The sequence below is a fragment of the Bacillus cereus group sp. Bce041 genome, from assembly GCF_052646455.1.
The window spans coordinates 310,946-335,073 of the sequence record NZ_JBQXON010000005.1; the positions used below are offsets into that span (position 1 = coordinate 310,946).

The following is a 24,128-nucleotide window of genomic DNA, read 5'->3' on the forward strand; positions in this document are numbered from 1 at the left end:
ACATTAAAAAACAATTAGATTTTTTGCAAGAAAAAGAAAAGGATTCCTTAGAAGATACTCTTGTTATCATTGTGGTCAGCTGCTTTATTTTTCTTATAACTTGGTAATGTACTCTGGTGTACGAATAAGTGATCTAATACTTTTTTAGTAAGTGGCATAAAGGAATTCAGTAATAGCCCACCTAAACAAACGGTTAATATAGTTCCAACACCAATTGGTCCATGTAAAATCGTTGCCATAATTAAGAATATAAGGTAAATACATGTTCGTGATATAAAGATATTCGTTCTCGTTAATTCTTGTATGATTAAAGTTAATCGGTCAATTGGAATGGGAGCAAAATTTGTTTGTAAATATATTGCAGTTCCTAATCCTGTAATAACTAATCCGATTCCAAAATAAATCATTTTACTGTACCATATTTCAGGTGTAATTAAATTGCGTAATAAAAATAGCCACACATCAATACCAATACCCGTTATGAATGCCGTTAACAACCCTAGTACCTCTGGTCTTTTTCTTTTTAATATCGAATTACAACATATTAATAATAAAGCTATTATTATTTCCCAGCTTCCCACAGTAAGCCCCACATTTAAAGAAAGTCCTACTAAAAGTGCATCAAAAGGTGAAGTACCAAAATCTGATTGTATTGTGAAAGAAATACCAAGGGTTAATATTAAAATTCCTAATACATAAAAAACATACTTCATTTTAATCAACCTCTTCATCGTTATTTTTGTTGCATTTACAATAAAAATATTTTATATTAAATGTAACTTCAAATTGTTGCATTTGCAATAAAAATAAAAGATAAGGAGTTCATTATGAAAGAAATTCTTCGTGAAATTGGCATGATTGCAAGGGCATTAGATTCTATTAGTAATATAGAATTTAAAGAATATGAGCTTACAAAAGGTCAGTATTTGTACCTTGTGCGAATATGTGAAAACCCAGGAATCATTCAAGAAAAGCTATCTGAGATGATAAAAGTAGATCGTACAACCGCAGCCCGTGCTATCAAAAAGCTTGAAATCAATGGATTTATCGAAAAGAAAGAAGATGAATCTAACAAGAAAATCAAAAAACTTTTCCCAACAGAAAAAGGGAAAAACGTCTATCCTTTTATTAAAAGAGAAAACGATTATTCAAATACTGTTGCATTAGAGGGATTTTCGGAAACAGAAGCGGAAACTATTTCTAACCTCCTTCAAAGAGTAAGAAAAAATATAGAAAAAGATTGGGAATTTGTAAAAAAGGGAAATAAGAGAAATTATTGATTATATAAAGGAGCGAACTATTCAAATGACTACACATACAGAAAAGTGCACCCTTAAAGATATACACAGACTTCAAGAAATTAGTTATGAAACATTTAATGAGACTTTTAAACATCAGAATTCACCCGAAAATATGAATCACTATTTGGAAAAGGCATTTAACTTAAAACAATTAGAAAAAGAATTATCCAATGTCTCTTCTCAATTCTTTTTTGTCTACTTTAACGATGAAATTGCTGGATATTTAAAGGTCAATATTGATGATGCTCAGTCTGAAGAAATGGGCAATGAATCACTTGAAGTAGAGAGAATTTATATAAAGAGCTCCTTTCAAAAACATGGTCTTGGTAAATATCTACTAAATAATGCTATTGAAATTGCAATAGAACATAATAAAAAGAATATTTGGCTAGGGGTATGGGAGAAAAATGAAAATGCTATTGCTTTTTATAAGAAGTTAGGTTTTGTACAAGCTGGCTCTCATTCCTTTTACATGGGCGATGACGAACAAGTTGACCTTATAATGATTAAAACACTCATATAACTTTTTTTGAAAGGTGGGCTATTATGTATATTCCAAAGTATTTTAAAGTCACAAATGTTGATGAAATTTGGGATTTTGTTCAAAAAAACTCTTTTGGAACAATCGTCACAACAAAAAAAGAAAAACCAATCGCAACTCATTTGCCTTTTGGATTAACTAAAAAAGGTGATGACTATTTTATTACTGGACATATGGCTTATGGGAATCCTCAGTGGAGAACATTTGAAACTTGTGAAGATGTTCTTGTAATATTTCAAGGACCACACTCTTACATCTCTTCTTCTTGGTATGAACATGCAGAAGTTCCAACATGGAATTATCAAGCGGTTCATATATATGGTAAAGCAAGTATTTTAGATAAAGAGGAATTAATAGATGAATTAACAACAATGCTGAAAAAATATGAAGAGCAACGTGAAAATCCAGTATTATGGGATAAACTTTCCCCTATTCTGTTAGAAAATGAACTGAAAGGCATAGTTGGGTTTAAAATTAAAGTAGGAGACATCCAGGCTGCATATAAATTAAGTCAAAATCGAAATGAGACGGATTATATTAACATTATTGAGAAATTGTACGATGAAGAAAATCCAGATGCAAAACAAATGGCGGAACTCATGGGGAGTAGATTAAAAAATCGCATATAACCCATTGTTATTCAACTCTCACATTTCAAAATTAAAGAACAGACTGAAGCGCTTTATCGGCGGTTTTCTTTAGAACGTAAAAGATTGAACTGAAAGTGACTGGCGTTTAATTAAAAAAGAATCTATTTTGAAAAAAGATTATTCAAAATAGATTCTCACGTTTTAGTATTAAGATTATTTTAATCAAAAACAATTTTTAAGCCTTCGAAATATCAACAAATCCTTCTCCGAACACATCACGAACATCGTGTATAGCGATGAAGGCAGCCGGATCTGTAGTTTGAACAATCCGCTTTAGCTTCACTACTTCTTGCTTATTAATAACAACATAAAGAATTTCCTTCGGAGTTTTCGTGTAATAGCCATGCCCTGAATATACAGTAACCCCTCTGCCCATTAAAGTAGTCACCTTCCCGGCAATTTCATCTGGTTTATCAGAAATAATTGTAATGGCCTTTTTCGGATTTAAACCTTCAATTACAAATTCCATTACTTTCGTTCCTACATATAGCATAATAATTGTCAGCATCAGTTTTTCTGCACCAATGATGAAATAAGATGAAAACGCAACGATTAAATCGAAGAACAGTAGACCATAGCTAATACTCCAGCCTAAATACTTATGCGTCATTCTTGCTAAAATCGTAGTACCTGCAGTTGTTCCACCAACGCGAATGATAAGACCAATACCACACCCGATAAATATTCCACCGAAAATGGCATTTACGAGCATTTCATCAGAAGCAATCGTCCAGCCTTCTGTTAAATGAAGAAATAGCGAGTTAGTCACTACAGCGATAATCGTATAAATCGTTGTAATCTTATTTAAAAATTTATAACCGACTATTAACAAAATCGCATTTAAAATTAAGTTAACTAAACCTGGTGACCACTCAAATAAATAGTACGTAATAATCGTGATACCTGTTACCCCGCCCTCACCAAACTCGTTCGGAATAACAAATAAATTGACACCTAACGCAAAAAGAAATGCACCGATAATAATAAAAATAATGTCTGTCGTTCTTTTTTTCATACAGTACCTCACTTCTTATGTAAATATTTATTCTGCCATAAACTCTCACTATTATATCGTGGAATATTCAAATCGAACAGTGGTTTGTTTTTATTTTAATATAAGATAAAAAATCAACATTATTTATTATGTACTGCAAATAAAGTTTTGATTTCACCCGTAATTTACTCTTAAAAAGAAATGCTGAACATTGACTTGCACAAATTTCAAATAAAAAAGTACCCATCTAATTGTCATACACAATGATAATTAGATGGGTACTGCATGATACATTTAGTTTTTACATGTATTGTTTGGAGGAAATTGCAAATAACGACTTATACTCGCCTTATTAAGACCAAATCCATACATCATCATTATTTTCAACGTTCGTCTTTGCTTCATGAACTTTTTCAATATGGTCAACTGTGTTCCAGTTAATAGAACTTCCGCCCCACCCTACATACTTCATATCAATTTTCACTTTCTCACCCACATTAAATACTTGTCCCTTTGTTAAGAAAACATCAATAATATCTTTCTTCCCATTTAACGATGGATACTCAACTACAACATATTTAGTAGCACCGTCTCCCTCATCTTCCATCGTTCCTACTTTTGATACTTCTCCAATTACATAATTAGGTGAGCCATCTTCTTTCATGTGCATACCTAACTTGTTTGTTGTATTTTCAACTGCAGTTGCAACCATATATTCTGTAAAATTACGCATCATAGATCCAGTAGCTTTTACTTCATCTCCTACTTTCACGTTTGAAAGTGAATCAATATACACACTAACAGGTTCCTCATATTGCTTAGATTTTACAACAATCACACCGTTATCTACTTCTACTACTCGTCCTTCTAACGTCGAGAAATTCGATTCAATAGAAGCTGCACTCGCTTTTGTTAGTTCTAATCCTGGTACATTTGTTCCTGATAATGCTGCGATCCCTAAAGCACCTGCTAAAATTATTTTTTTCATACCCATATGTAACATCTCCATTCATGATGATTTTATTTTTTTGATTGGTATCGACCAACCTGTAATCATTATAGTTACAGGTTATAAAAATAACAACCGTTTTCCTCATGCAATGATGCATACTGTGATTTTCAAATATAAATTTTAGCAAAAAATATTTGTAGATTATTCCTATATTCAGCACTAATACTAAATTCTCAAATTACAGCAGGTGAACTTATTGAAGGCGGAGAAACTAATGTCATGTACAATGTTCTTCAACTCTACGGTTTGTATAGCCGTAGTTCATTACATTATGTAGGAGCGGGATTCATATGTTAATAAAACCAAAGAGATTACAGCCAGGAGATATCGTAGCAACAGTAAGTCCTTCGTGGGGAGGAGCAGGTGATGCTGAAATAAGATGGCGATATGAGCAAGGAGTAAAAAGATTAGAAGAAGTTTTTAGTCTTACGGTTATCCCAATGCCAAATAGCTTAAAAGGTAGCGAATACCTTTATAACAATCCAGAGGCTCGTGCGGAAGATATAATGACAGCATTTAAAGATACACGCGTGAAAGCAATTATCGCGAATATTGGCGGTGAAGATAGCATCCGGTTACTTCCCTATATAGATTTTAATGTGATACGCGAAAACCCGAAAATTTTTATGGGGTACTCTGACGTTACTATTACAAATTTATTTTGTCATAAAGCAGGGCTTTCCTCTTTATACGGTCCAGCAATTCTGACCGATTTTGCCGAAAATGTAGAAATGGATCCATACACAATTGAAATGGTAAATCGTACCCTCTTTTCAAATGAAACGATTGGCGAGATTCAACCAGCTCATGAATGGACAAGTGAGCATTTAGAATGGATTGAAATAAATAAGGATACAAGACGTACGATGCAGCAAAACAATGGATATGAGGTACTTCAAGGCTCTACCACTGTACAGGGGCGCTTAATTGGTGGTTGTATTGAAGTATTGGAATTTGCAAAAGGAACGGAACTTTGGCCTGAGAAAAAACATTGGGAGAATAGTATTCTCTTCTTTGAAACTTCTGAAGATCATCCAGAACCAAGTTATATAAAATATTGGTTACGAAATTATGCAGCACAAGGTATTCTGCAAAAAGCAAAAGGAATCATTTTTGGTAAACCGAAAGATGAACAATACTATGAAGAATATAAACAGGAAATATTGCAGGTTATGAAGGAACATAACTTAGAAGATTTGCCGATTCTTTATAATTTAAATTTTGGCCATACTGAACCGAAGTTTATTTTACCTTACGGTGCAATGGCAGAAATTGATTGTGAGAATGGATCTTTCTCTATTTTGGAGAGTGGTGTGGAATAAAGGAAAACTTTAAATAAGTTTAGCCATAAGTTTTATAATTTTTTTTCATTTTAGGGTGTATTTTATTTTGATGAGCTTGATAGCAATATGACAGGACTCAAATAAATAAAAACACTCCTATGAGATATGACAGTGAATTGGTACTTTTTAAATGATATGGAGATTACTTATCTAATGATAAAGGGGGATTTACGTGTATGGAAGTAACATTTACAGTAAGTAAGTGGGATGAAAAACCAATTGATGATAATAAAAAAGATTCCCCTATTAATATTGCTCATGTCGAATATGATATTGATGGGGAATTAAAAGGAAAGGCTTTTGTTGAATACTTATTATATTATTTAGACTCAAATATAAATGATGGTCACTTGGCTACGGCTAAAATTTCTGGATTTTTACACTTTGAAGGGATTTATAAGGGGCAACAAGGGACATTTACAGCTATAGAGCAAGGAATATTTGATAAAGGAAATTTAGATTCCCCAGGAACAATTATTAAAGCTACCGGTAACTTAGAAAACCTGAGAGGATCCTATAATTATCAGTTTACAGGTCAAACTAGTAAACTGATTTTAGAGTTTGAATTTTAGTAAAATATCCTATAATTTAGTGGAAAGGACATTTCTTGTAATACTAGGAATGTCCTTTTTGTTGACGAGCTTATTCAACTATTTTCTAATAGTTAAGAAAAGAACAGAGTATACGTTATGGAGGGAATTGAAACGCTAAGCCTGGGAGGCATCGGGGGCCCACTTATTCATTACTTTTCCTACCAATCAAAGAATAATGCCTGAAAAGCTCCCCTGCATTACTTCTTTTCCAAGTTGATTCATACATATAAACATCGTAATTATCTTTGGACGTTTTTTCATCAGGTTCTAATTGTTCAATGCTTACGTCACAACGAATGGTTACTATTAATTGGTGACTTTCTATTAAATGAAAATCGCCTCTTATAGAGCGCAGTTTTACTTATGTTCATTCTTATGCAAATTCTGAAGCATATTCTTCGTATGTCTTTAATGTATTAAGCAATCGAGCTGATTCAATCATGATTTCGTTCGATGAATCAGTTACACAAATGACAATAAATCGATTATCATCTCTATCTCCAAACAACCCTTCTGATTCAAGTTCCATTAACACATTTAACGTTTCTTTCAACAGTGTATGTACTCGTATGTTAAAGTCATCTTCGACGATATTATGATATTTCTTAATAATTTTGTTCACTTCATCAAACATTCCAAAATCGTTCCATTCGCTCCACTCAACAGCTCCGTATCTATAATAATTGTATAAAGGGTCCGATTTATTAACTTTGATTAGTCTTTCTTTATTTGCCACTGGTCCAATGCTATTGACACAATCGTCTGTTAATATGGAGTACCCGTATATTGTGTCAACACCGCATCTTGTTAAAAGTTCGTTATAATGACAACGAATTGCATTTTTCAATTCAACATAAAAACTTTTTTGCAGCTGCATTTTCATCGTATTTCCTCCATTTTTTTTGTAGCGACCTGTTGTTACATATTTCAATCTTAACATTAAAATCAACATTAAACGTTTACTGAGCCAAAATAAGAAAAACCGAAACTAAAAATCATTTCGGTTTTTCTAACTAAAGAAGTCTATTTATTTTAAAGAATGAACAAACAACCCACTACGCAGTTTCGGTTCAAACCACGTTGATTTCGGCGGCATGACTTCTCCGGCATCTGCGATTGCTAATAAATCTTCCATAGATGTCGGATATAATGCGAATGCTGCTTTGTATTCGCCGCTGTTCACAAGGCGTTCTAGTTCTTCTAATCCGCGGATTCCTCCGACAAAATCGATACGTGAATCAGAACGCGGATCATGTATTTCAAGCACTTGGCTTAATAAATGATCTTGCAGGATAGATACATCTAAACCTCTAACAAGATCATTCGCATCAAACGTTTCCTCTTTCACTGTGAGCTTATACCACTTCTCATTTACATACATACCAAATGATTTGGGCTCATTTGGTTTATACGGAGAAACAGTTGCTTCTTCTACATAAAAGTACTGCGTAATTTGATTTAAAAACTGTTCCTCTGATAAGCCATTTAAATCTTTCACAACTCGGTTATAGTCCCAAATCGATAATTCATCATGAGGGAATAGAACCGATAAGAAGAAATTAAATTCCTCTTCTCCTGTGTAATTTGGATATTGTTCTCTTCGCATAAGTCCTACTTTTGCAGCTGATGCAGAACGGTGATGCCCATCTGCAATATAAAGATTAGGAATATCTTCAAATGCGTTTACTAAAGTCGTAATTACATCTTCATCTGCAATCTTCCACGCAACATGCTTAACACCGTCTTCTGCTGTAAATGTATAAATTGGCGCATGCTCTTCTTTCCAGCTTCTAATTAAATGCTTTACTTCATCTTTTGTACGGTACGTTAAAAAAATCGGACCTGTATTTGCGTCACACACATCTACGTGGCGAATACGATCTAGCTCTTTTTCATGACGTGTTCTTTCATGTTTTTTAATTGTATCATCTTCATACTCATCAATAGATGTACAAACGACAAGGCCTGACTGCGTTCTTCCTTGCATCGTCAGTTCATAAATATATAGCGCTGGCTCTTCATCTTGTATGAACACTTCTTCTCGTATAAATTGCTTTAAATTGTCTCCCGCTTTTTCATACACGCAATCATCATACGGTGACAGTTCAGGATCTAAATCAATTTCTGCTTTATCAACATGCAAGAAAGAATATGGATTCCCTTTTACAACTTCCCTTGCCTCTTCACTATTTAATACGTCATACGGTAAAGCTGCCACTTGTGCCGCTTTTTCCTCTACTGGACGAATGGCCCGAAACGGTCGTATTTTTGCCACATTCCTCTCTCCTTTACACAATCATTCGAACGGCTACAACACCTGTAATTTTGCTTATATTTTCTACAATATTCTCTTTTATTATATCATCAATTCCGTTATCGATATCAATCATTGTGTATGCCCAAGAATGTTTACTACGATTAATCATATCGGCAATATTAATATGATGTTCCGCTAAGCATCCTGTAATTTGCCCTACCATATTCGGGACGTTTTGATGCATAATTGTAATGCGTTTCTTTCCGATATACGGCAGCTCAACATTTGGATAGTTGACTGAATTACGTATATTTCCTGTCTCTAAATATTCACGTAATTGACGTGCTGCCATTACTGCACAATTTTCTTCTGATTCAGACGTAGATGCACCAAGGTGAGGCGTCGCTGTTACATTTTTCATCTTTATTACATTTTCATTCGGGAAGTCCGTTACGTAATGTGTAATAATATCTTCTTCTAATGCTTTTTGAAGAACCTTTTCATCTACAAGTTCTCCTCTAGAGAAATTAAATAGACGCATCCCTCTTTTCATCTTCTCTACAGCGTGTTCCCCAATAATCCCCTTCGTTTGATTCGTAAGAGGAATATGCAATGTAATATAATCACATGTTGCAAAAATTTCATCAAGGCTAAATGCTCTTTGCACATGTGTAGAAAGACGCCAAGCTGTTTCAACTGAAATGTAAGGGTCATATCCGATAACATCCATCCCTAACGCTAACGCATCGTTCGCAACTAAAGCACCGATTGCGCCAAGTCCGATAACACCTAGACGTTTCCCTGCAATTTCTGATCCAACAAATTGTTTTTTTCCTGATTCAACAAGCTGTGGTACTTCTTCACCCTCTAAGTTTTTCGTCCAACTTACACCATTAATAATGTTACGTGAAGACATAATAAGACTGGCAATAATGAGTTCCTTTACAGCGTTTGCATTTGCCCCCGGCGTGTTAAATACTACAATTCCTTTTTCTGTACATCGCTCGACAGGAATATTATTTACACCAGCGCCAGCTCTTGCAATCGCCTTTAAGTCTTTTGAAAACTCTTCTTGATGTAAAGAGTAGCTACGAAGCAAAATTCCATCTGGATGATTGATTCTATCTCCTACTTCATAACGTTCTTCAGTAAAAACTTGCAAACCTTTTTCTGCAATTTGATTTAACGTTTGAACACGAAACATATCCCCATCTCCCTATCTATTCTCAAGCTCAAATTCCTTCATATAATTTACTAATTGCTGTACGCCTTGTACTGGCATCGCATTGTAAATACTAGCGCGCATACCACCGACTGATCGATGCCCTTTTAACGTAACAAGTCCTCGTTCTTTCGCTTTTTGTAAAAACTCACTGTTCAGCTCTTCTGACGGTGTTGTAAACGGAATGTTCATAAGTGATCGATACGTAGGATCAACTGGTGAAGTAAACAATTTTGATTCATCTAAGAAATTATAAAGAAGTGAAGATTTCATTCTATTTTGTTCTTCAATCGCAGATACTCCGCCTTGCTCTTTCAACCACTCTAGTACAAGTTTCGTTACGTAAATACTAAAGGACGGCGGTGTATTATATAAGGAGTTATTTTTACTGTAAGTTTCATAATTTAACATTGTCGGACAAGAGCGATCTGCTTCCCCAATTAAATCTCTTTTTATAATAGCAATCGTTAAGCCCGCAGGTCCTAAATTCTTTTGCGCCCCCGCATATATAAGACCAAACTTCGAAACATCATATCGCTCTGATAAAATATTTGAGGACATATCCGCAACGAGCGGCACTTTTTCTACATGTGGAATGTCCACATATTTTGTCCCCTCAATTGTATTATTCGTTGTAATATGTACATAATCTAGTTTTTCATCACTTAATAAACCGTCCAGTTTAGGAATCGTAGTAAACTTCTCTTGCTCGGAAGAAGCAATCACTTGTACTTCCCCAACTTTTTCGGCTTCTTGCAATGCCTTTTTAGACCATGAGCCAGTTAGTACGTATCCAGCTTTTTTATACATATTCATTAAGTTCAACGGTATCATAGAGAATTGTAATGACGCACCGCCTTGTAAAAATAAAACTTCATACTCATCAGGGATGCTCATTAATTCACGAAGTAAGTTACTCGCTTCCTCTATAATACTTTGAAAATAAGAAGATCGATGACTCATTTCCATAATAGACATGCCTGTCCCGTTATAATTTAATAGCTCCTTTTGCACTTTCTCTAAAACTGGCAAAGGGAGTATTGATGGTCCTGCTGAAAAATTATAGACTCTCTCCATTACCCTCATAACCTCCCTATTTCTCATCGGATTATTTTTTAAACTTTCTGAATTATAACCTAAAATATAATATGTGGTCAATTTGTTTTCTATTATTAGGGCGCAAGACGCGATGGAATCGCTTGCAAGTGCAGACTTTTTTATGGACATATAAAAAAGTGTTAAGTACATAATCGTACTTAACACTCTAATAATGAAAGAATAATAGCTAATCGTTCGTAAAGAACCGATCAAAAATTTGATAAATAGCAGAGAGACCAATGAGCCAATAAATAGTGTCCACAAGCGCCGGCATAGAACCAAACCATTTCTCAACTACATTGTAATCTAACGCTACAAATAACCAATTCAAACCGCCAAGAATCACCAAAATTACTGTAAGGTAAGACAAAAATTTCATTATGATTGCCCCCTAGGTGATAAGATGGTGAAAGGCCTTTCACTAGAAATATATGTAGTAAACTTTAAAACTTACCTATTTTATAAAATTTATTTTCTGTACCACCCGTTAATAACTGCCTCTGCTTCTTTACTATGTATTTGATACGCATGTGTACTATCATTAGAGCCAATAAACCAAATTGAAAAACCTTTAAAATATGGTTTCGGTTCTAATACATCGCGGTAAGCACGCCATCCATTTAATTGCACATCCTTCGAAAACACATTTGAAACATCTGGATTCCATGGATTTTGTAATCCAAGTTCACGTGCTGGAACGTTAAATCCACCGAAGTAAACTGGCTTTCCTGTTGCATTATGTAATTGTTCCAATTGCTGAACAACATTTTGCCCACGATTATATACTGTTGTCGCAAATAAACTTCGCTTCACTTCTTCATATGTTGGATTTCTTTTTCCTGAAACTTCAAACCAACTGTCTATGCTAACAATATCCACCTTTTTTAAATACGGGCGATTGATTTTCTCTTTAAACTTCGCTTCATAAGAAGGGTCCCAGCTTGCTGTTAACCACCAGTTCATTTGATACAAAACATTTCCTTTATACTGATTACGAACAAAATCAATTGTATCGCTCCAGTATCCTTCTGCATACTCCATATTCACGAAATTAGAAGCAATCTTTAGTCCATACACATTGTATTTACTTGTAATGGAATTAAAAATATCTTGCAGAATAACCGTCTTCCAATTCCAGAAGAAATCATTAATGTTACTTGGGTTCCATTCTGTCTCTCCAACATTCCCCTGCTGAATATACGGGAACGGTTCCACTATAACTTGAATATTACGCTTTAATAATTCTTGAATTAAAATAATAGCTTGTTGCTTTTGCGCTTGATTAATTACCATGTTAGTAGAAGTCACATTTGGGATATCTACTTGAATCGGTACATTTACTGTATTTAAATTTAAGCGCTCCACATCCGCTAATACTTTCGCTACATTTCCAACTTCCCATACTGTTACGTTTCCTGATTTGATTTTTCCAGATTGAACAGTATTTACATCTGCCTGTACATTTCCTTGAAAACAAAAAGAAAACAACATAAGAAACACTCCTAAAAAACTTATTAAACTCTTATTTTTCTTCACAACTTTCCCCCTATAATTTTTGGCTTTCTTGATTATTTTATACAACGTTTCATATATATTCCACAAAAAATCCAATAAATTTTTATTGATAAAAATGCTATTCATCCTTTATTCACATCTTACTCATACTAAGCTCCTAAAAATAGTAAGATAAATAAAAAAGGAACGGATTTCCGCTCCTTTTTTATCTTTTTACAATTATCAATCCATTTCCCTTTTAGGCTCTACCAACATGATATGGGATTCCTTTTCAGTGAAAGGTTTATGCTCAACGCCTCTCGGGACAATAAACATCTCGCCTTTAGAAATTTTCACCTGTCCATCACGAAAATCGATGAACATCTCCCCTTCAAGCACAATAAATAGCTTATCTGTATTAGGATGCTCATGCCATATAAAATCTCCATTAGCTTTAAAAAGCTGAATTTGATCGTCATTCATTTCACCAATCACTTGTGGATACCAATAATCGTTAATTTTAGATAACTCGTCATTTAGTTTAATAGGTTGGTAATGGATAATAATCCCTCCTCACTTTCAAATTCCACTATATTACAGTAATATAAGTAAAAAAGTCGTTATTACGCTTAAAAAGAAAATGCTCCGGCCAGAACTTTTCATTCAGATAGTACAAAGGAGTGATTTCAATGAAAGTACTTTCAATCCAATGTTTCCTTTAACTCTCCATAAGTATAGAACAGTGATTTTCAAATAAGAATGGACCCCTGTTGACATTAGTATGGATTATTGATGAACTTCTCGCGATATTTAGTAGGCGAAATGCCAACTCGCTTCTTGAAAACTCTACTAAAATAAAAAGGGTCTGCGATTCCAACAGCCTGCGCAATTTGTTGTACAGGCACATCACTTGTACATAACATTTTTTGAGCCATCTTTATACGATAGTTCAATAAATATTCTGCTGCCCCCATACCTGCATGCTTTCTAAACACGTAAGAAAGACGATTTCGATTAACATTATTTTGTTCTGTAAGTGTATGAATTGTAATATCTTTATAATAGTATTTACGAACGTAACTAGATATTCGTTCGAATAAAGTATGCGACTCATAATTGCTTTCTCTATTGAAAACACTTAATAAAGCTTCATTCAACGCTTCGCGAAACAGCATTTCGGTCTGAAACATCGAAATGCCTCCACGCTGATTATATACATCCCAAAGACGCATAAGTAATTCGACAAGACGAGGAGATTGTCCTGTTAATAATTCAAAATGCTGATGAGTAAAGCCAGAGTCTTCTCGTTCTGAATTGCTTATCCGATATAAAACAAGAATATATTCCCAGTTTATTTCACCAAGCATTTTATGGGCTAATGTCATTTTTGCACCCCCATGTATAACTTTTCCTGGGGAAAGAGTATACGGCGTACCATTAAATTGAAATTGCGTCTTCCCTGTAATTGGAAATACAAATCCTGGGAAAGAATCTGTAGACTCAGCAAAAGGCACACCTGGATTTTTAGCATAACGATATACTCCTTCTACTCGGAAAGGAGTATTGGCAAGATACTCTGCTAACTCATTCACGTCTAACTTCACAATACACGCCTCATTTCAATAATAGTTTTCTTGTAATTCGCGAGATTAATTGGTGTACATTCTGGGAAACGCTAAACTAAAAATAGTACATACAACTTAACAAGATCTGGTTATTAACCTATAAATATATTGTTTTTCATTTATTGACCAAAGTATCCTCCCTATATTATTGATAATGATTTTCATTGTAGTTTGATAAAAAAACATTTGTCAAGTTGGCTGGCCTAGAAAAATGATGAAACAAGGGGGATAGAGGAACAGTTCTGTTGCAAATAATACCTAGTCTTTGTTAACTAATTCCCCTCAAAACTGGAATGATCATGTTAATAGTTGTAATGACTTTATTAGTTACAGCACTTACAGCATGTGGAAATAATCGTAATCCTGAAGAAGTTGCTACAGCGTATTTCGAAGATGGAAACAGCCTACTATCAAATTAAATGATAGTAGGCTGGCTGTTAAAATTATTTAAGAACTGGGTTATGTTCTAAATGATAAGCTTTCATTATCAAAAAGAGTATTACTAGTTCCCTCCACAAACAAAAACACCCTATCACTTCGGTTCTAAATTTAGCACCTTCCCCTCTATCCCCTCCGTATTCAATGTAGTCGTATGATACGTGCCATTTACCCAATCATCTATTTGATCATGATACCAATCGCTTCTAAAATGGCCCGACTGTCCTGGCCCTACGATATGATAACCGTTTGACATATCTTTCGTATCAATAATGAATCTCCAAGACGCCCCGTGATTTACAATGCCGTTTTCGCCGTAACTCGCTGCTTGCACGGTAACTTGGCTCCCACCAATCGGAACTGGTTTCTCACGATTAAAAGCGAGTAATGCTAACATACTCGATGATTTCGAAATTGGATGTGTAAAAGCGAGTTGATGGTAATCGCCCCACTTCCACTCTCCAATATCGGGTCCATATTCCTTCTGCAATTTCTTCATTACATTCTCGTACGATGTATGCACAACTTTTGTGAAACCTCCGTACTTCGTAAACCAAACGCTATTTTCTCCCGCTACTTCTTTTCGAATCAATTCATCAACAACTTGTGACTTCCCTTCAAATAACTCCATTACATCTTTCGGTATTTCTTTTGAAAATAACGTATTTGAAATCTCTTTCATTAACAAATGGAATATTAATGGTGCCGCTTCATCTTTACTATCGTAAAAATTCCACTTTGTTAATTGGTCTACGCCTTCTTTCTCTACCTCATTTAAAGATGCTTTATTTAACTCTTTTAAAAATATAGGAGTAAACTCTTTCCCATATAAATTCTTTTGATCCATCTGTAACTCTTCTAAATCTTTCACCGTATACTTTTCCTTCTCTTGCAAAAATTCTTGAATACGCATTTGCCTATATGGCTGCGCCCACGTATTGCTAATATGATACGGATAATCATCATCAACAATTTTATTATTCGCAGTTGAAATAAACCCTTGTTTTGGATTAATTACTTTTGGAAGTTGATCAAACGGGATATACCCTTCCCATTCATATTCATCTGTCCATCCTGGAACAGGTAAGCTACCATCACCTTTTTTACGCACTGGTATATTTCCATTCGCTTTATAAGCAATTGTGCCGTCGTTTGATGCAAACACAAAGTTTTGGGTTGGTGTATGAAAATCTTGAAGAGCGGTTTCAAACTCATTCCAGTCTTTTGCTTTGTTCATATTTAATACAGCTTTTAACTCAGCTGACGGTTCTAAAGCTGTCCACTTTAAAGAGAATACTGTTTTCGTTTTCTCCTTCCCCTTATCCGCAAACTCTGAAATTACTGGTCCATGCCTCGTAATCGTAACGTTATAAGGAATTGTCTTCCCGCCTTTTACTTTAATAGACTCGTCTACAACGGTAGCTTTCTCCCATTTATCGTTATACAGAAATTCATTTTCATTATTAGGATTTCTCTTCTCAATATATAAATCTTGCACATCAGGCCCTGTATTCGTAACACCCCACGCTATTTTGTCATTGTGTCCTAATATAACACCTGGTACTCCAGCGAAAATAACGCCACTCACATTTAAACCTTTCATTTCAAGTCTCGTTTGATACCAAATAGAAGGCGTCGCAAGAGATAAATGAGGATCATCTGCTAAAATTGGCTTACCTGACGCACTCTTCTCACCGCTCACAACCCAGTTATTACTACCGTTAAACTCCGGCGGAATTATCGTTTTTGAAAAACTTTGTGCTACGTCCACATTTGTATTTTTCAGTTCAGCTAGCAATCTAGGAGCATCTTTCGGATATGCAGGAAATAGCTCATTCGCTTGCTCTTTCGGAAGATTTTTCAGCGCCCAATATCGAAATGCCTGTCCGTGCCAATGTCCTCCTAAGTCAAACGCCATATACTTCCCAATCGTTAAAGTATCAACAATTGACCACTCAGCAGGTTCATAACCTAATATAGTAAACTCAACTGGTAATTTCTTTTCCTTTTTCGCCTCACGTATAAAAGCGTTCACCCCATCAGCAAATGACTGCAGGGCATATTTCGCTTCTCCATTATATTGACTAACTGAAGCTTCGGCCGCTCGCCGTAAACCGAGTGTTCGAAACAATTTATCTCGGTCAACAGCTGCTTCCCCAACAACTTCACTTAATATACCAGAAGCTTGTCTTCTACTTAAATCCATTTGAAACAACCGATCTTGCGCTTGTACATATCCTTGTGAAAAATATAAATCATGTGCATTTTCCGATTTAATATGCGGGACACCTTTACTATCACGCTTCACCGTAACAGCGTGTTGTAAATCCTCTAGCTTTATCGTTCCATCTATCTTTGGCATAGATTTCAGCGTATATATGTTCAAAAAAATCGCAGCGGAAATAACTAACAAAAGAACGATACTACTAGCCCAAATAAAAATTCTTTTTCCCCTTTTTCGTTTCTTCTTTATAACGACTTCCATATAACCACCCCTTTCTCACACTATTCGCTTCTATAGTAAAAGAACCTTTTAGACTAGAAAAAATCCTTATCCAAACTATGGATCATACGAACCAAATACTTCTCTCCTATGCATTCCTTCACTAAAATCTACTCGTCCTTTCTTACACCAATTCCTCAAAATCCCCTTCACATAAGCTAACGTTTTCTTATTATTTTCAAACGCAATTTTAAGTGCCTCTAACACTTTCTCTCCAGAAAGTCTTTGTATCCAATTCTTCAATTCCTTCACAATATATGGGGATAAACTACTAATATTTTGTTCATAAAACTTATAAACTTCACTATTTGGAACGTCCTCTTCTATGGTTTCCACCTCTATCTCTTCCTCTTCCGCTTCTTCTTTCTCTTCAATAACTACTTGTGAACTACTATTATCCTCTTCTTTTGGCATACCAAAATGCTGCAATAATAATGGAATCTTGTATTCTTCTTCAAGGCATTTACGTAAAAATATATGTATGAACTCATTACTTTTTATAGTCTTTAACTCACGTAATACGCACTTCTCCACATTCGTATTTGAAATAGGGTTATAGTGTAACCAGTTTATTATGAATACCTCTTTCGTTTCCGTATCATATAAAATCTTTCCATACTCAACAAACCTGTTTAGCAACTTCTCAACAGTCTCCATACTATAACCTGTTTCAAGCTCTGCCACACGCTTCGGTAATATGTAAATACCACATTGCTTTGTTTTCGTACCAGTTAACAAATATATGTAAAAATAACGCTCCTCTGGCGTTAAATCTAATATGAATTCATCTTGCCAAAAGTTCACCTGCACATTACGGTATACTGCCATATGTTTCCCTCCACTCTTTGCTAGTAAATAGGAAGATTTTAATCCTTCATTATAAAAATAGGAATGCGGGAATGGTTTTGGCATTCGAATTACAATTTTTTTTACTACTACAACGCCGGTTTCATTTTTTCGTGCTTGTTTTGTTCTTGTAGTTGTTTTTGTTTTTGTTTTTTCTTAGTGATTTATTGCTTGGTAGGGGCTTATGAGGGGCTTGGAAGGGCATTCTACATTACACTCTATCAAATACAATTGTTCTTCCTACTAAATAGGAGCTATTCCAAATTATTATTTTGGATAGCTCCTTTCAAATTCTTCTTATTTTTTACTTCTACCAATGTCAGCTTCTACATACAATTTCTTCTGCTATTTGCGGGCAGTAAAACTCTCATTTCAAAATTCGGTGAATAAACTGCTCGATTGCAATGCGAGTGACCCTCACTGATTAAAGTTTCATTTTATTTTTGCATTGAATCTAACATCTTCACAATAAAGGCAGCCGCCTGACCACGAGTTGCTGTGCCTCGAGGATCAAACTCATTATTTCCAATACCATTAACTACCTTTAGACTGTATAATCGTTGAACCGATTCTTTGTATGTGATTAAATGCTTATCTGTAAATGGTAATGCTACTAACTCACCTGTAATTCCTTTATATCGTAATGCTTTGTCAATCATAATAGATACTTCTTCACGAGTAATTGGTGAGTTAGGATCAAAAATCCCTTCACCACGACCATTAATAATTCCTGCACTTGCACAACGTTTAATACCGTCATGAAGTGATGGATGTGCCTCATTAATATCTACAAATGATTTATTTCCCTCTGGTAGTTTAAGAGCATTCGAGATTAATTTCGCAAACTCCGCTCTCGTTACATTTCGATATGGAGCAAATACACCATTGCCTTCGCCTTGCATAATACCTAGACTGTTTAATTTACGAATATGCCCTTCAAACCAGCCACCTGTAATATCATCTTTTGGTTTTTGTACTTCTCCCTTTGGCTTTTGTACTTCTTCCTTTGGTACATTGTAGTTAATTTTAATCCAACTTGGGTCATAGAAAATCCATTCTCCATTACCTACTTTATACCAACCATTTTTAACCGCTAATACTTTGTAACGATCTCCGTTTGAAGCTTTACGTACAACACGATGTTCAATACCCGCATCACTACGTACATTGATGCCACTACCATTTACCACTAGTTCCATGCTAGGTTCAGCTGGATTATTTTCATTTGGATTAAATAAGTCATTTTTATCTTGTAAAGGCGTATCAATCTGCGCATTTATATTTGCATACCACTGAATTCCTTGTACGAAACCAGCCCAATTACCACGTGAAATTAAAATGTCAGGACATTTTTTCCCGCTCCATTGTTGATGCTTGTAAATATGATCTGCACCAATTCCTTCTTTGTTCATTAAATAACCTGCAAGTCGTTTTGCATTTTCTAACGCTTTATTGTAATCACCGTCTTGGTTAACCGCAATCTCGATACCGATAGACTCCCTGTTTCCTGAACCATCTCCATCTCCTGCATGCCAACCATTTTCGTTTGTTGGTAAGTGTTGATAAATTTGTTTATCATCTACAGTAAAATGCCATGAAGCTGTTCGGAAAGTGCCTTCAGTTGCTTGCTTGTATAAATATTTCGCATGATTTTCAGCATTAGCACCAGCAGCTGTATTTGCGGTCTCATGGATTGTAATGTAACGTGCTTTCATCGGATTTGCAGGACGAATATCAGGATTTCCTGCTGGAACAATCCACTCCACAAATGGAACTCCTGCAAGTGTTCCATATTTCTTCGTACTCTGTGCACTATATTGAATACCTCTTGGCTTTGCAACAGGTTTCATTTGACGATCAGATCCATCATTTCGACCATCTACAGATTCAAATGGCTTTTCAATGTTTGAAATAGCTTCCTTTTCTGCTACTTGTCCCTTCTTAGCATCTTGCATTTTGTTTAATTCTTCTGTTTCATCATGTTTATGCTTATATTCTTCTAAAAGCATTTTTTCATTTTCAGATACTTCTGCTTCATTAATTTGTACATGATCAGGAACTTCCAACTTGAAATTAGAATAATTTAATCCGCTCGTTCCATGTTCTCCTTGGGCAATATTAAGTTGATCAGTTTGAGATTTGTTCATCTCTTCTGCTGATGCTGATAAAGGTACGCTCCCTAAAATCACTAGACTTGTTGATAGTGCGATTACTTGTTGTTTGATTGTCTTATTCATTATTATAATAAATACATACACATTCCCACCGTGTATGTATCTCAACCTCCCTTTATTGTCACAATAATTTTTAAAAATATGAATCTACTATGTACTCCTAATATATTTTCTTTTTATTTATATATTTAAATTATCATATTTTATACCTATTAAGAAAATATTTATATGTCATCCCTACAGATGAATTTCATCTAACATACTTTTTATAAAATTCATCAACAAACATTATTTTACAACTAATTACAAATACCGTCAAAATAATCAATTTAAACTTAGGCAAATAACTGGCATACAATTTCATAATAAGAGATCCTATACTATCGAAATACATTCATTACAAATTCCCTTTAACGTTTTCAAAAATCTCATTTATCGTATTCCGATCAAACTTATCACTAATTTCATATGACTCACGATCTCCTACGAATTGCACGCCTACGATATCATTGCGATCCTTACCGTATTGCACTTCAATAATAGATCCACGCTCTATTTGTTTCCAAATGAGACCTGCTTTATCTTTATTATCTAAAATAATGCAGTCTTCAATATTTTCGTCAATCCCAATTAACTTATTATCATCCATATATCCAATCTCGTATTGTTGACGTTCTTTCGCTTTGCCACTTACTAATATACCTTTGCTACCATATGAGTAATCCATATAATCCTTTTTCTCCGTTTGTACCACTTTCGTCTTTTGTGTTTCAGCTTTTTCAGCAGCCCCACAACCTGTAATAAGACTGATTGGCATAACCACTATTAATACTACTCTAGTAAATTTCTTTATCATTTGTAACCAACCTCATATATTTAATGTAAAACTCCATTTATTACTTCTATTAAAGAATAACATGATACTAAGTAAACAGAACGAAAGATAACATATTATTTACATACCCACACTTTAATGAAGGACCAGGCCATTTAAACCTAGTCCTCCATAACTTTAACTTTGCTTCACATACTTAATTGTATGAAATGACGTCTCATTAAATAATTGCAAGTTTTTCCCATCATAATCTTGAACTTTATATGCTATTTTCTTTTTTTGAATTGTATCTTCTACACCGTCTACTAAACGTTTATTGAGATGTAAATAGATTGTAAAAGCTTCCTTATCATATTCCCAAGTTCCTTCAATATAATTCTTTTTATTTGGATACTCACCTTTACCATACGTTTCAAATGTCATATCACCTTTTAAAATGAGTGACATATTGAAACCGTCTGTTCCTTGAAATCCCCAATTACCGATTAATTCCGTACCATCTTTCACATTCTTCATAACGTTATCTGTATTAATTCCAGCTTTCTTATCTAACTCTTTCAAATCTTTCATTGATACTGTACCGTCACCGATTTTAATATCCCCTTCAAGATCTTTGAATGCCTTAAGCCAGTATATATCCCCTTCTTTCACTAACTTTTCAGATTTATCTATTAACTCTTTATCAGTCTTATCACCTTTTTCTCTTTTTTCTTTTCTGGTGAATACTTCATTTATTAAAGAAAAAGACTCTCTAAAATAACTAATTGCTTTTTCAAAATCTTTTTGTTGGTTTACATACTCTGTAGGGGGATCTATCGACTCAAATTTATCTAACACTTTATTTAATTCTTTCACACTATCTACTATATCTGATTTCTTTTTCTTACCGTCAAAAACCTCTCTTGTAATATTGTTATGCTCCGCAAACAACTTATCAAACTCTACCCCTAATTTATACACTTTATTAGGATAGTCTTCCTTTGAAACTTTTTCTTTCTTACTATTAGACTTCGATTCTTTTACTTTAGACTCTTCCGTTTTCTCCTGTTTAGAAGTGTTCGTTTTCTCAGAAACTCCACAACCAAATAACAACATGACCGGAACTGCTACCCCTAGTAGTTTCTTTGCATTCATGACTGATTTCCCCTTCTACTTGAATAGATTACTCTTACTATACCCATCCTCTTTTTTATCTTGTAATTAAAGTTACAATCGCAATAACTCCTAAAATTGGTCCCCAATATTCCATTTTTATAAAAAATAGCGAGTGTTTTTTGTTAAACATAACTTTTTCACCAGTTTCGGCATCTATATAAACTTTACCATCTGGCTTATTAATATATTTACCTAAATACCAAGACATAACCCCTGATATAATAAACATTACCGCCATTGGCCAACTATGGTCTTGAAAATATGTAGCGTCCCCCGTTATAGATCCAAAGATAGCCTTACCCAAAAGAGTATTAATAATTACAATAATTGCGACTAAAAAACCCCAACCAGACCAAATAATCATCTATTTCTCCTCCTAAAGCGTACAACTTTGTACTTTATGTTAATTTGAACTGCAAACGAAAATATTTAAAAAACCGAATATTCAGACGTTAATAATTACATTTAGCTTACATTCGATTCTAACTTTAATGTTCTAAATGCAAATGAACCAGATATAATTTGTAAAATTGTCGGAATAAGTAAAAAGAATAATGACATAAATAACATAACTATAGGAATCAAAATCATACAAACTCCATAAACTTTATTATTAACCTTGTTTACTAAACACGATAAAATGAACAACCCTATTTGAACCGTTAAAATAATAGAGTAATAAGCTAAAAGTTCGTAATCAACACCTTCCATAATATTAAACGCTACAACTATTAATATTATAGAAATAATAATTCCCAAAATGCCACCAATTAAACCTAATACAAATTCAGGTGTTCTTTTCAATTCAATCCCCCTTTTTTGAAAAACTAACAACTTGTATATTTTTCCCATTCACCATCATACCAAATATTCATTGGAAAAAATATACAAATGTATTTTTTATTCTACTATACTTTGCTTCTAACTATAGATAGCTTGTAGCAGTTACAAAATTAAAACCTTCACAATTACTTACTGAATTGTCATATTGAAAATTATAAATTAAAACGATAGAATTATAGGATTTATTTAATTTAACTACTTCCTTAATTCGAGATAATATTTTATCATCATATGAACATCCCGTTAATAACATAGAAACATTATCACTTGCTTCTTCTAACACTTCCTTTTCAATAAAATCCTCATCTACATCAATCATATCTATATTAAAATCAACAAAAAAACTCGCTGGCATAGCATTTCCTTCTTCATCATATGTAACATTGATATATGCATCCAACTGATCTTGCGTTTTCATATTACCTAACCATATTGAAACTATTCCATGTACTTCCATTGTAGTTCTCCTTTATTTTTTATCTTGCAGAACCAATTTTATAACTTACCGACTACTTTAAAACACATAATTTTTATGAAAAACATTTCTTCTTTCCATTTAGTTAAATGGGGTTATTCGGAAATTCACTATCATACTTATTAATTAGCGCTTTATCATTTTCATTAATTGGTACTTCACCTAAGTATTTACGTTTCCAAATAATCATTTGATCACTAAAACTATATTCTGTTTCGAGCCAATTGGTATAATCGAAATGTATGTTAAATTCCCTACTATGTTCCAGAGACATTGTAAAAGAGTACCAAAGCTCTTGCTGATTATCTTTAAAAACATCTCTTAATTCCTTACTCAATTTATATAAAGAATCTTCTTTCCTTTCAAACTCCTCTTCATTAACTTCGTATTTAAAAGGAATTTCTACACTATACTTATAATTTTGTTTATTTCTGAAGTTGTTATAGAAAAAGTAAGTTCCCCCTCCAGCTTCTGATATTTGTGCATAAAAATAAAATTTCTCCCATTCTTCTGGAATCATGGCATGAACCGTTTCCGCTATCTCTCTATATAATCGATTCAATTTTATTTCCAATTGAATACCCCCTATTTGATTTTCATCATTCACTTTTTCTATATTATACCACCCTTTTAATTAGCTCTTTATTTCATCTGAAATTCAAACCAAGTTTCGATGCCTTTAGAAAGTAGACATACCTCTTAAATACAATTAGTATTAAAATAAGAAAT

General features: G+C 34.0%; 25 protein-coding genes. 5 read left to right on the forward strand and 20 right to left on the reverse strand.

Going from position 1 to position 24,128, the window contains the following annotated elements; translation table 11 throughout:
• Positions 1-47 precede the first annotated feature (47 nt).
• On the reverse strand, positions 48-713 hold the full coding sequence (locus tag ACUN13_RS18345; protein ID WP_017673670.1) for a YczE/YyaS/YitT family protein: 666 nt from the start codon (positions 711-713) through the stop codon (positions 48-50).
• A gap of 114 nt (positions 714-827) precedes the next feature.
• Here ACUN13_RS18345 and ACUN13_RS18350 point away from each other — a divergent pair, with 114 nt between their 5' ends.
• From ACUN13_RS18350 to paiB, 3 genes are read left to right on the forward strand one after another with little or no spacing between them, the layout of a single operon-like run.
• Positions 828-1,280: a MarR family winged helix-turn-helix transcriptional regulator gene (locus tag ACUN13_RS18350; protein ID WP_000658986.1), complete on the forward strand. Its 453-nt coding sequence runs from the start codon at positions 828-830 to the stop codon at positions 1,278-1,280.
• A 25-nt stretch (positions 1,281-1,305) separates the two neighbouring features.
• On the forward strand, positions 1,306-1,824 hold the full coding sequence (locus ACUN13_RS18355; protein WP_000207282.1) for a GNAT family N-acetyltransferase: 519 nt from the start codon (positions 1,306-1,308) through the stop codon (positions 1,822-1,824).
• A gap of 23 nt (positions 1,825-1,847) precedes the next feature.
• Complete coding sequence (gene paiB / locus ACUN13_RS18360) at positions 1,848-2,471, forward strand: protease synthase/sporulation negative transcriptional regulator PaiB (protein WP_074555333.1); 624 nt, start codon at positions 1,848-1,850, stop codon at positions 2,469-2,471.
• Between the two features lie 196 nt (positions 2,472-2,667).
• On the opposite strand, the gene ACUN13_RS18365 is transcribed toward paiB, so the two are convergent.
• Both ACUN13_RS18365 and ACUN13_RS18370 read right to left on the reverse strand, forming a co-directional pair.
• A complete protein-coding gene (locus ACUN13_RS18365; RefSeq protein ID WP_000747497.1) occupies positions 2,668-3,507 on the reverse strand; it encodes a YitT family protein in 840 nt (279 codons plus the stop codon).
• Positions 3,508-3,838: 331 nt separating this feature from the next.
• Complete coding sequence (locus ACUN13_RS18370) at positions 3,839-4,480, reverse strand: F0F1 ATP synthase subunit alpha (RefSeq protein ID WP_000525486.1); 642 nt, start codon at positions 4,478-4,480, stop codon at positions 3,839-3,841.
• Positions 4,481-4,788: 308 nt separating this feature from the next.
• Here ACUN13_RS18370 and ACUN13_RS18375 point away from each other — a divergent pair, with 308 nt between their 5' ends.
• Together ACUN13_RS18375 and ACUN13_RS18380 are read left to right on the forward strand one after the other, a co-directional pair.
• Positions 4,789-5,820, forward strand: coding sequence for a S66 family peptidase (locus ACUN13_RS18375; protein WP_257115526.1), 1,032 nt, complete (start codon positions 4,789-4,791; stop codon positions 5,818-5,820).
• Between the two features lie 197 nt (positions 5,821-6,017).
• Complete coding sequence (locus tag ACUN13_RS18380; RefSeq protein ID WP_257115527.1) at positions 6,018-6,413, forward strand: DUF3224 domain-containing protein; 396 nt, start codon at positions 6,018-6,020, stop codon at positions 6,411-6,413.
• Between the two features lie 394 nt (positions 6,414-6,807).
• Here the strand turns inward: ACUN13_RS18380 and ACUN13_RS18385 are convergent, their stop codons facing one another.
• The 17 genes from ACUN13_RS18385 to ACUN13_RS18465 form a co-directional block, all read right to left on the reverse strand.
• Positions 6,808-7,317 carry a DUF4303 domain-containing protein gene (locus ACUN13_RS18385; protein ID WP_001989073.1) on the reverse strand — a complete coding sequence of 170 codons (510 nt, stop codon included), beginning with the start codon at positions 7,315-7,317 and terminating at the stop codon, positions 6,808-6,810.
• Positions 7,318-7,461: 144 nt separating this feature from the next.
• Positions 7,462-8,709: a DUF1015 domain-containing protein gene (locus ACUN13_RS18390; RefSeq protein ID WP_257115528.1), complete on the reverse strand. Its 1,248-nt coding sequence runs from the start codon at positions 8,707-8,709 to the stop codon at positions 7,462-7,464.
• A 13-nt stretch (positions 8,710-8,722) separates the two neighbouring features.
• Entirely contained in the window at positions 8,723-9,895 is a 1,173-nt protein-coding gene (locus ACUN13_RS18395; protein ID WP_000490228.1) for a 3-phosphoglycerate dehydrogenase family protein, read from the reverse strand.
• 12 nt (positions 9,896-9,907) lie between these two features.
• Positions 9,908-10,990, reverse strand: coding sequence for a 3-phosphoserine/phosphohydroxythreonine transaminase (gene serC, locus ACUN13_RS18400; RefSeq protein WP_257115529.1), 1,083 nt, complete (start codon positions 10,988-10,990; stop codon positions 9,908-9,910).
• Between the two features lie 208 nt (positions 10,991-11,198).
• Positions 11,199-11,390, reverse strand: coding sequence for a DUF378 domain-containing protein (locus tag ACUN13_RS18405; RefSeq protein WP_000670804.1), 192 nt, complete (start codon positions 11,388-11,390; stop codon positions 11,199-11,201).
• A gap of 89 nt (positions 11,391-11,479) precedes the next feature.
• Positions 11,480-12,547 (reverse strand): glycoside hydrolase family 113, encoded by a 1,068-nt coding sequence (locus ACUN13_RS18410; protein WP_000739791.1) that lies wholly within the window; start codon positions 12,545-12,547, stop codon positions 11,480-11,482.
• A 201-nt stretch (positions 12,548-12,748) separates the two neighbouring features.
• Positions 12,749-12,988 carry a cupin domain-containing protein gene (locus tag ACUN13_RS18415; RefSeq protein WP_000997182.1) on the reverse strand — a complete coding sequence of 80 codons (240 nt, stop codon included), beginning with the start codon at positions 12,986-12,988 and terminating at the stop codon, positions 12,749-12,751.
• A 293-nt stretch (positions 12,989-13,281) separates the two neighbouring features.
• The gene (locus tag ACUN13_RS18420; RefSeq protein WP_000762815.1) at positions 13,282-14,109 is read right to left on the reverse strand and encodes a helix-turn-helix transcriptional regulator; all 828 of its coding nucleotides are present in this window, start codon (positions 14,107-14,109) and stop codon (positions 13,282-13,284) included.
• A 553-nt stretch (positions 14,110-14,662) separates the two neighbouring features.
• Entirely contained in the window at positions 14,663-17,053 is a 2,391-nt protein-coding gene (locus ACUN13_RS18425) for a penicillin acylase family protein (protein WP_257115530.1), read from the reverse strand.
• Between the two features lie 75 nt (positions 17,054-17,128).
• Complete coding sequence (locus tag ACUN13_RS18430; RefSeq protein ID WP_257115531.1) at positions 17,129-17,983, reverse strand: DnaD domain-containing protein; 855 nt, start codon at positions 17,981-17,983, stop codon at positions 17,129-17,131.
• 371 nt (positions 17,984-18,354) lie between these two features.
• Positions 18,355-20,154 (reverse strand): S-layer homology domain-containing protein, encoded by a 1,800-nt coding sequence (locus ACUN13_RS18435; protein WP_445423915.1) that lies wholly within the window; start codon positions 20,152-20,154, stop codon positions 18,355-18,357.
• 334 nt (positions 20,155-20,488) lie between these two features.
• A complete protein-coding gene (locus ACUN13_RS18440) occupies positions 20,489-20,947 on the reverse strand; it encodes a hypothetical protein (protein ID WP_257115532.1) in 459 nt (152 codons plus the stop codon).
• A gap of 156 nt (positions 20,948-21,103) precedes the next feature.
• Positions 21,104-22,060 (reverse strand): DUF3994 domain-containing protein, encoded by a 957-nt coding sequence (locus ACUN13_RS18445; protein ID WP_445423893.1) that lies wholly within the window; start codon positions 22,058-22,060, stop codon positions 21,104-21,106.
• 55 nt (positions 22,061-22,115) lie between these two features.
• Positions 22,116-22,445 carry a hypothetical protein gene (locus ACUN13_RS18450; RefSeq protein WP_000587853.1) on the reverse strand — a complete coding sequence of 110 codons (330 nt, stop codon included), beginning with the start codon at positions 22,443-22,445 and terminating at the stop codon, positions 22,116-22,118.
• 101 nt (positions 22,446-22,546) lie between these two features.
• The gene (locus ACUN13_RS18455; protein ID WP_151639870.1) at positions 22,547-22,885 is read right to left on the reverse strand and encodes a DUF4064 domain-containing protein; all 339 of its coding nucleotides are present in this window, start codon (positions 22,883-22,885) and stop codon (positions 22,547-22,549) included.
• Between the two features lie 121 nt (positions 22,886-23,006).
• Complete coding sequence (locus ACUN13_RS18460) at positions 23,007-23,381, reverse strand: immunity 22 family protein (protein ID WP_257115534.1); 375 nt, start codon at positions 23,379-23,381, stop codon at positions 23,007-23,009.
• Between the two features lie 103 nt (positions 23,382-23,484).
• Positions 23,485-23,973, reverse strand: coding sequence for an antitoxin YezG family protein (locus ACUN13_RS18465; RefSeq protein ID WP_257115535.1), 489 nt, complete (start codon positions 23,971-23,973; stop codon positions 23,485-23,487).
• Between the last annotated feature and the right edge of the window lie 155 nt (positions 23,974-24,128).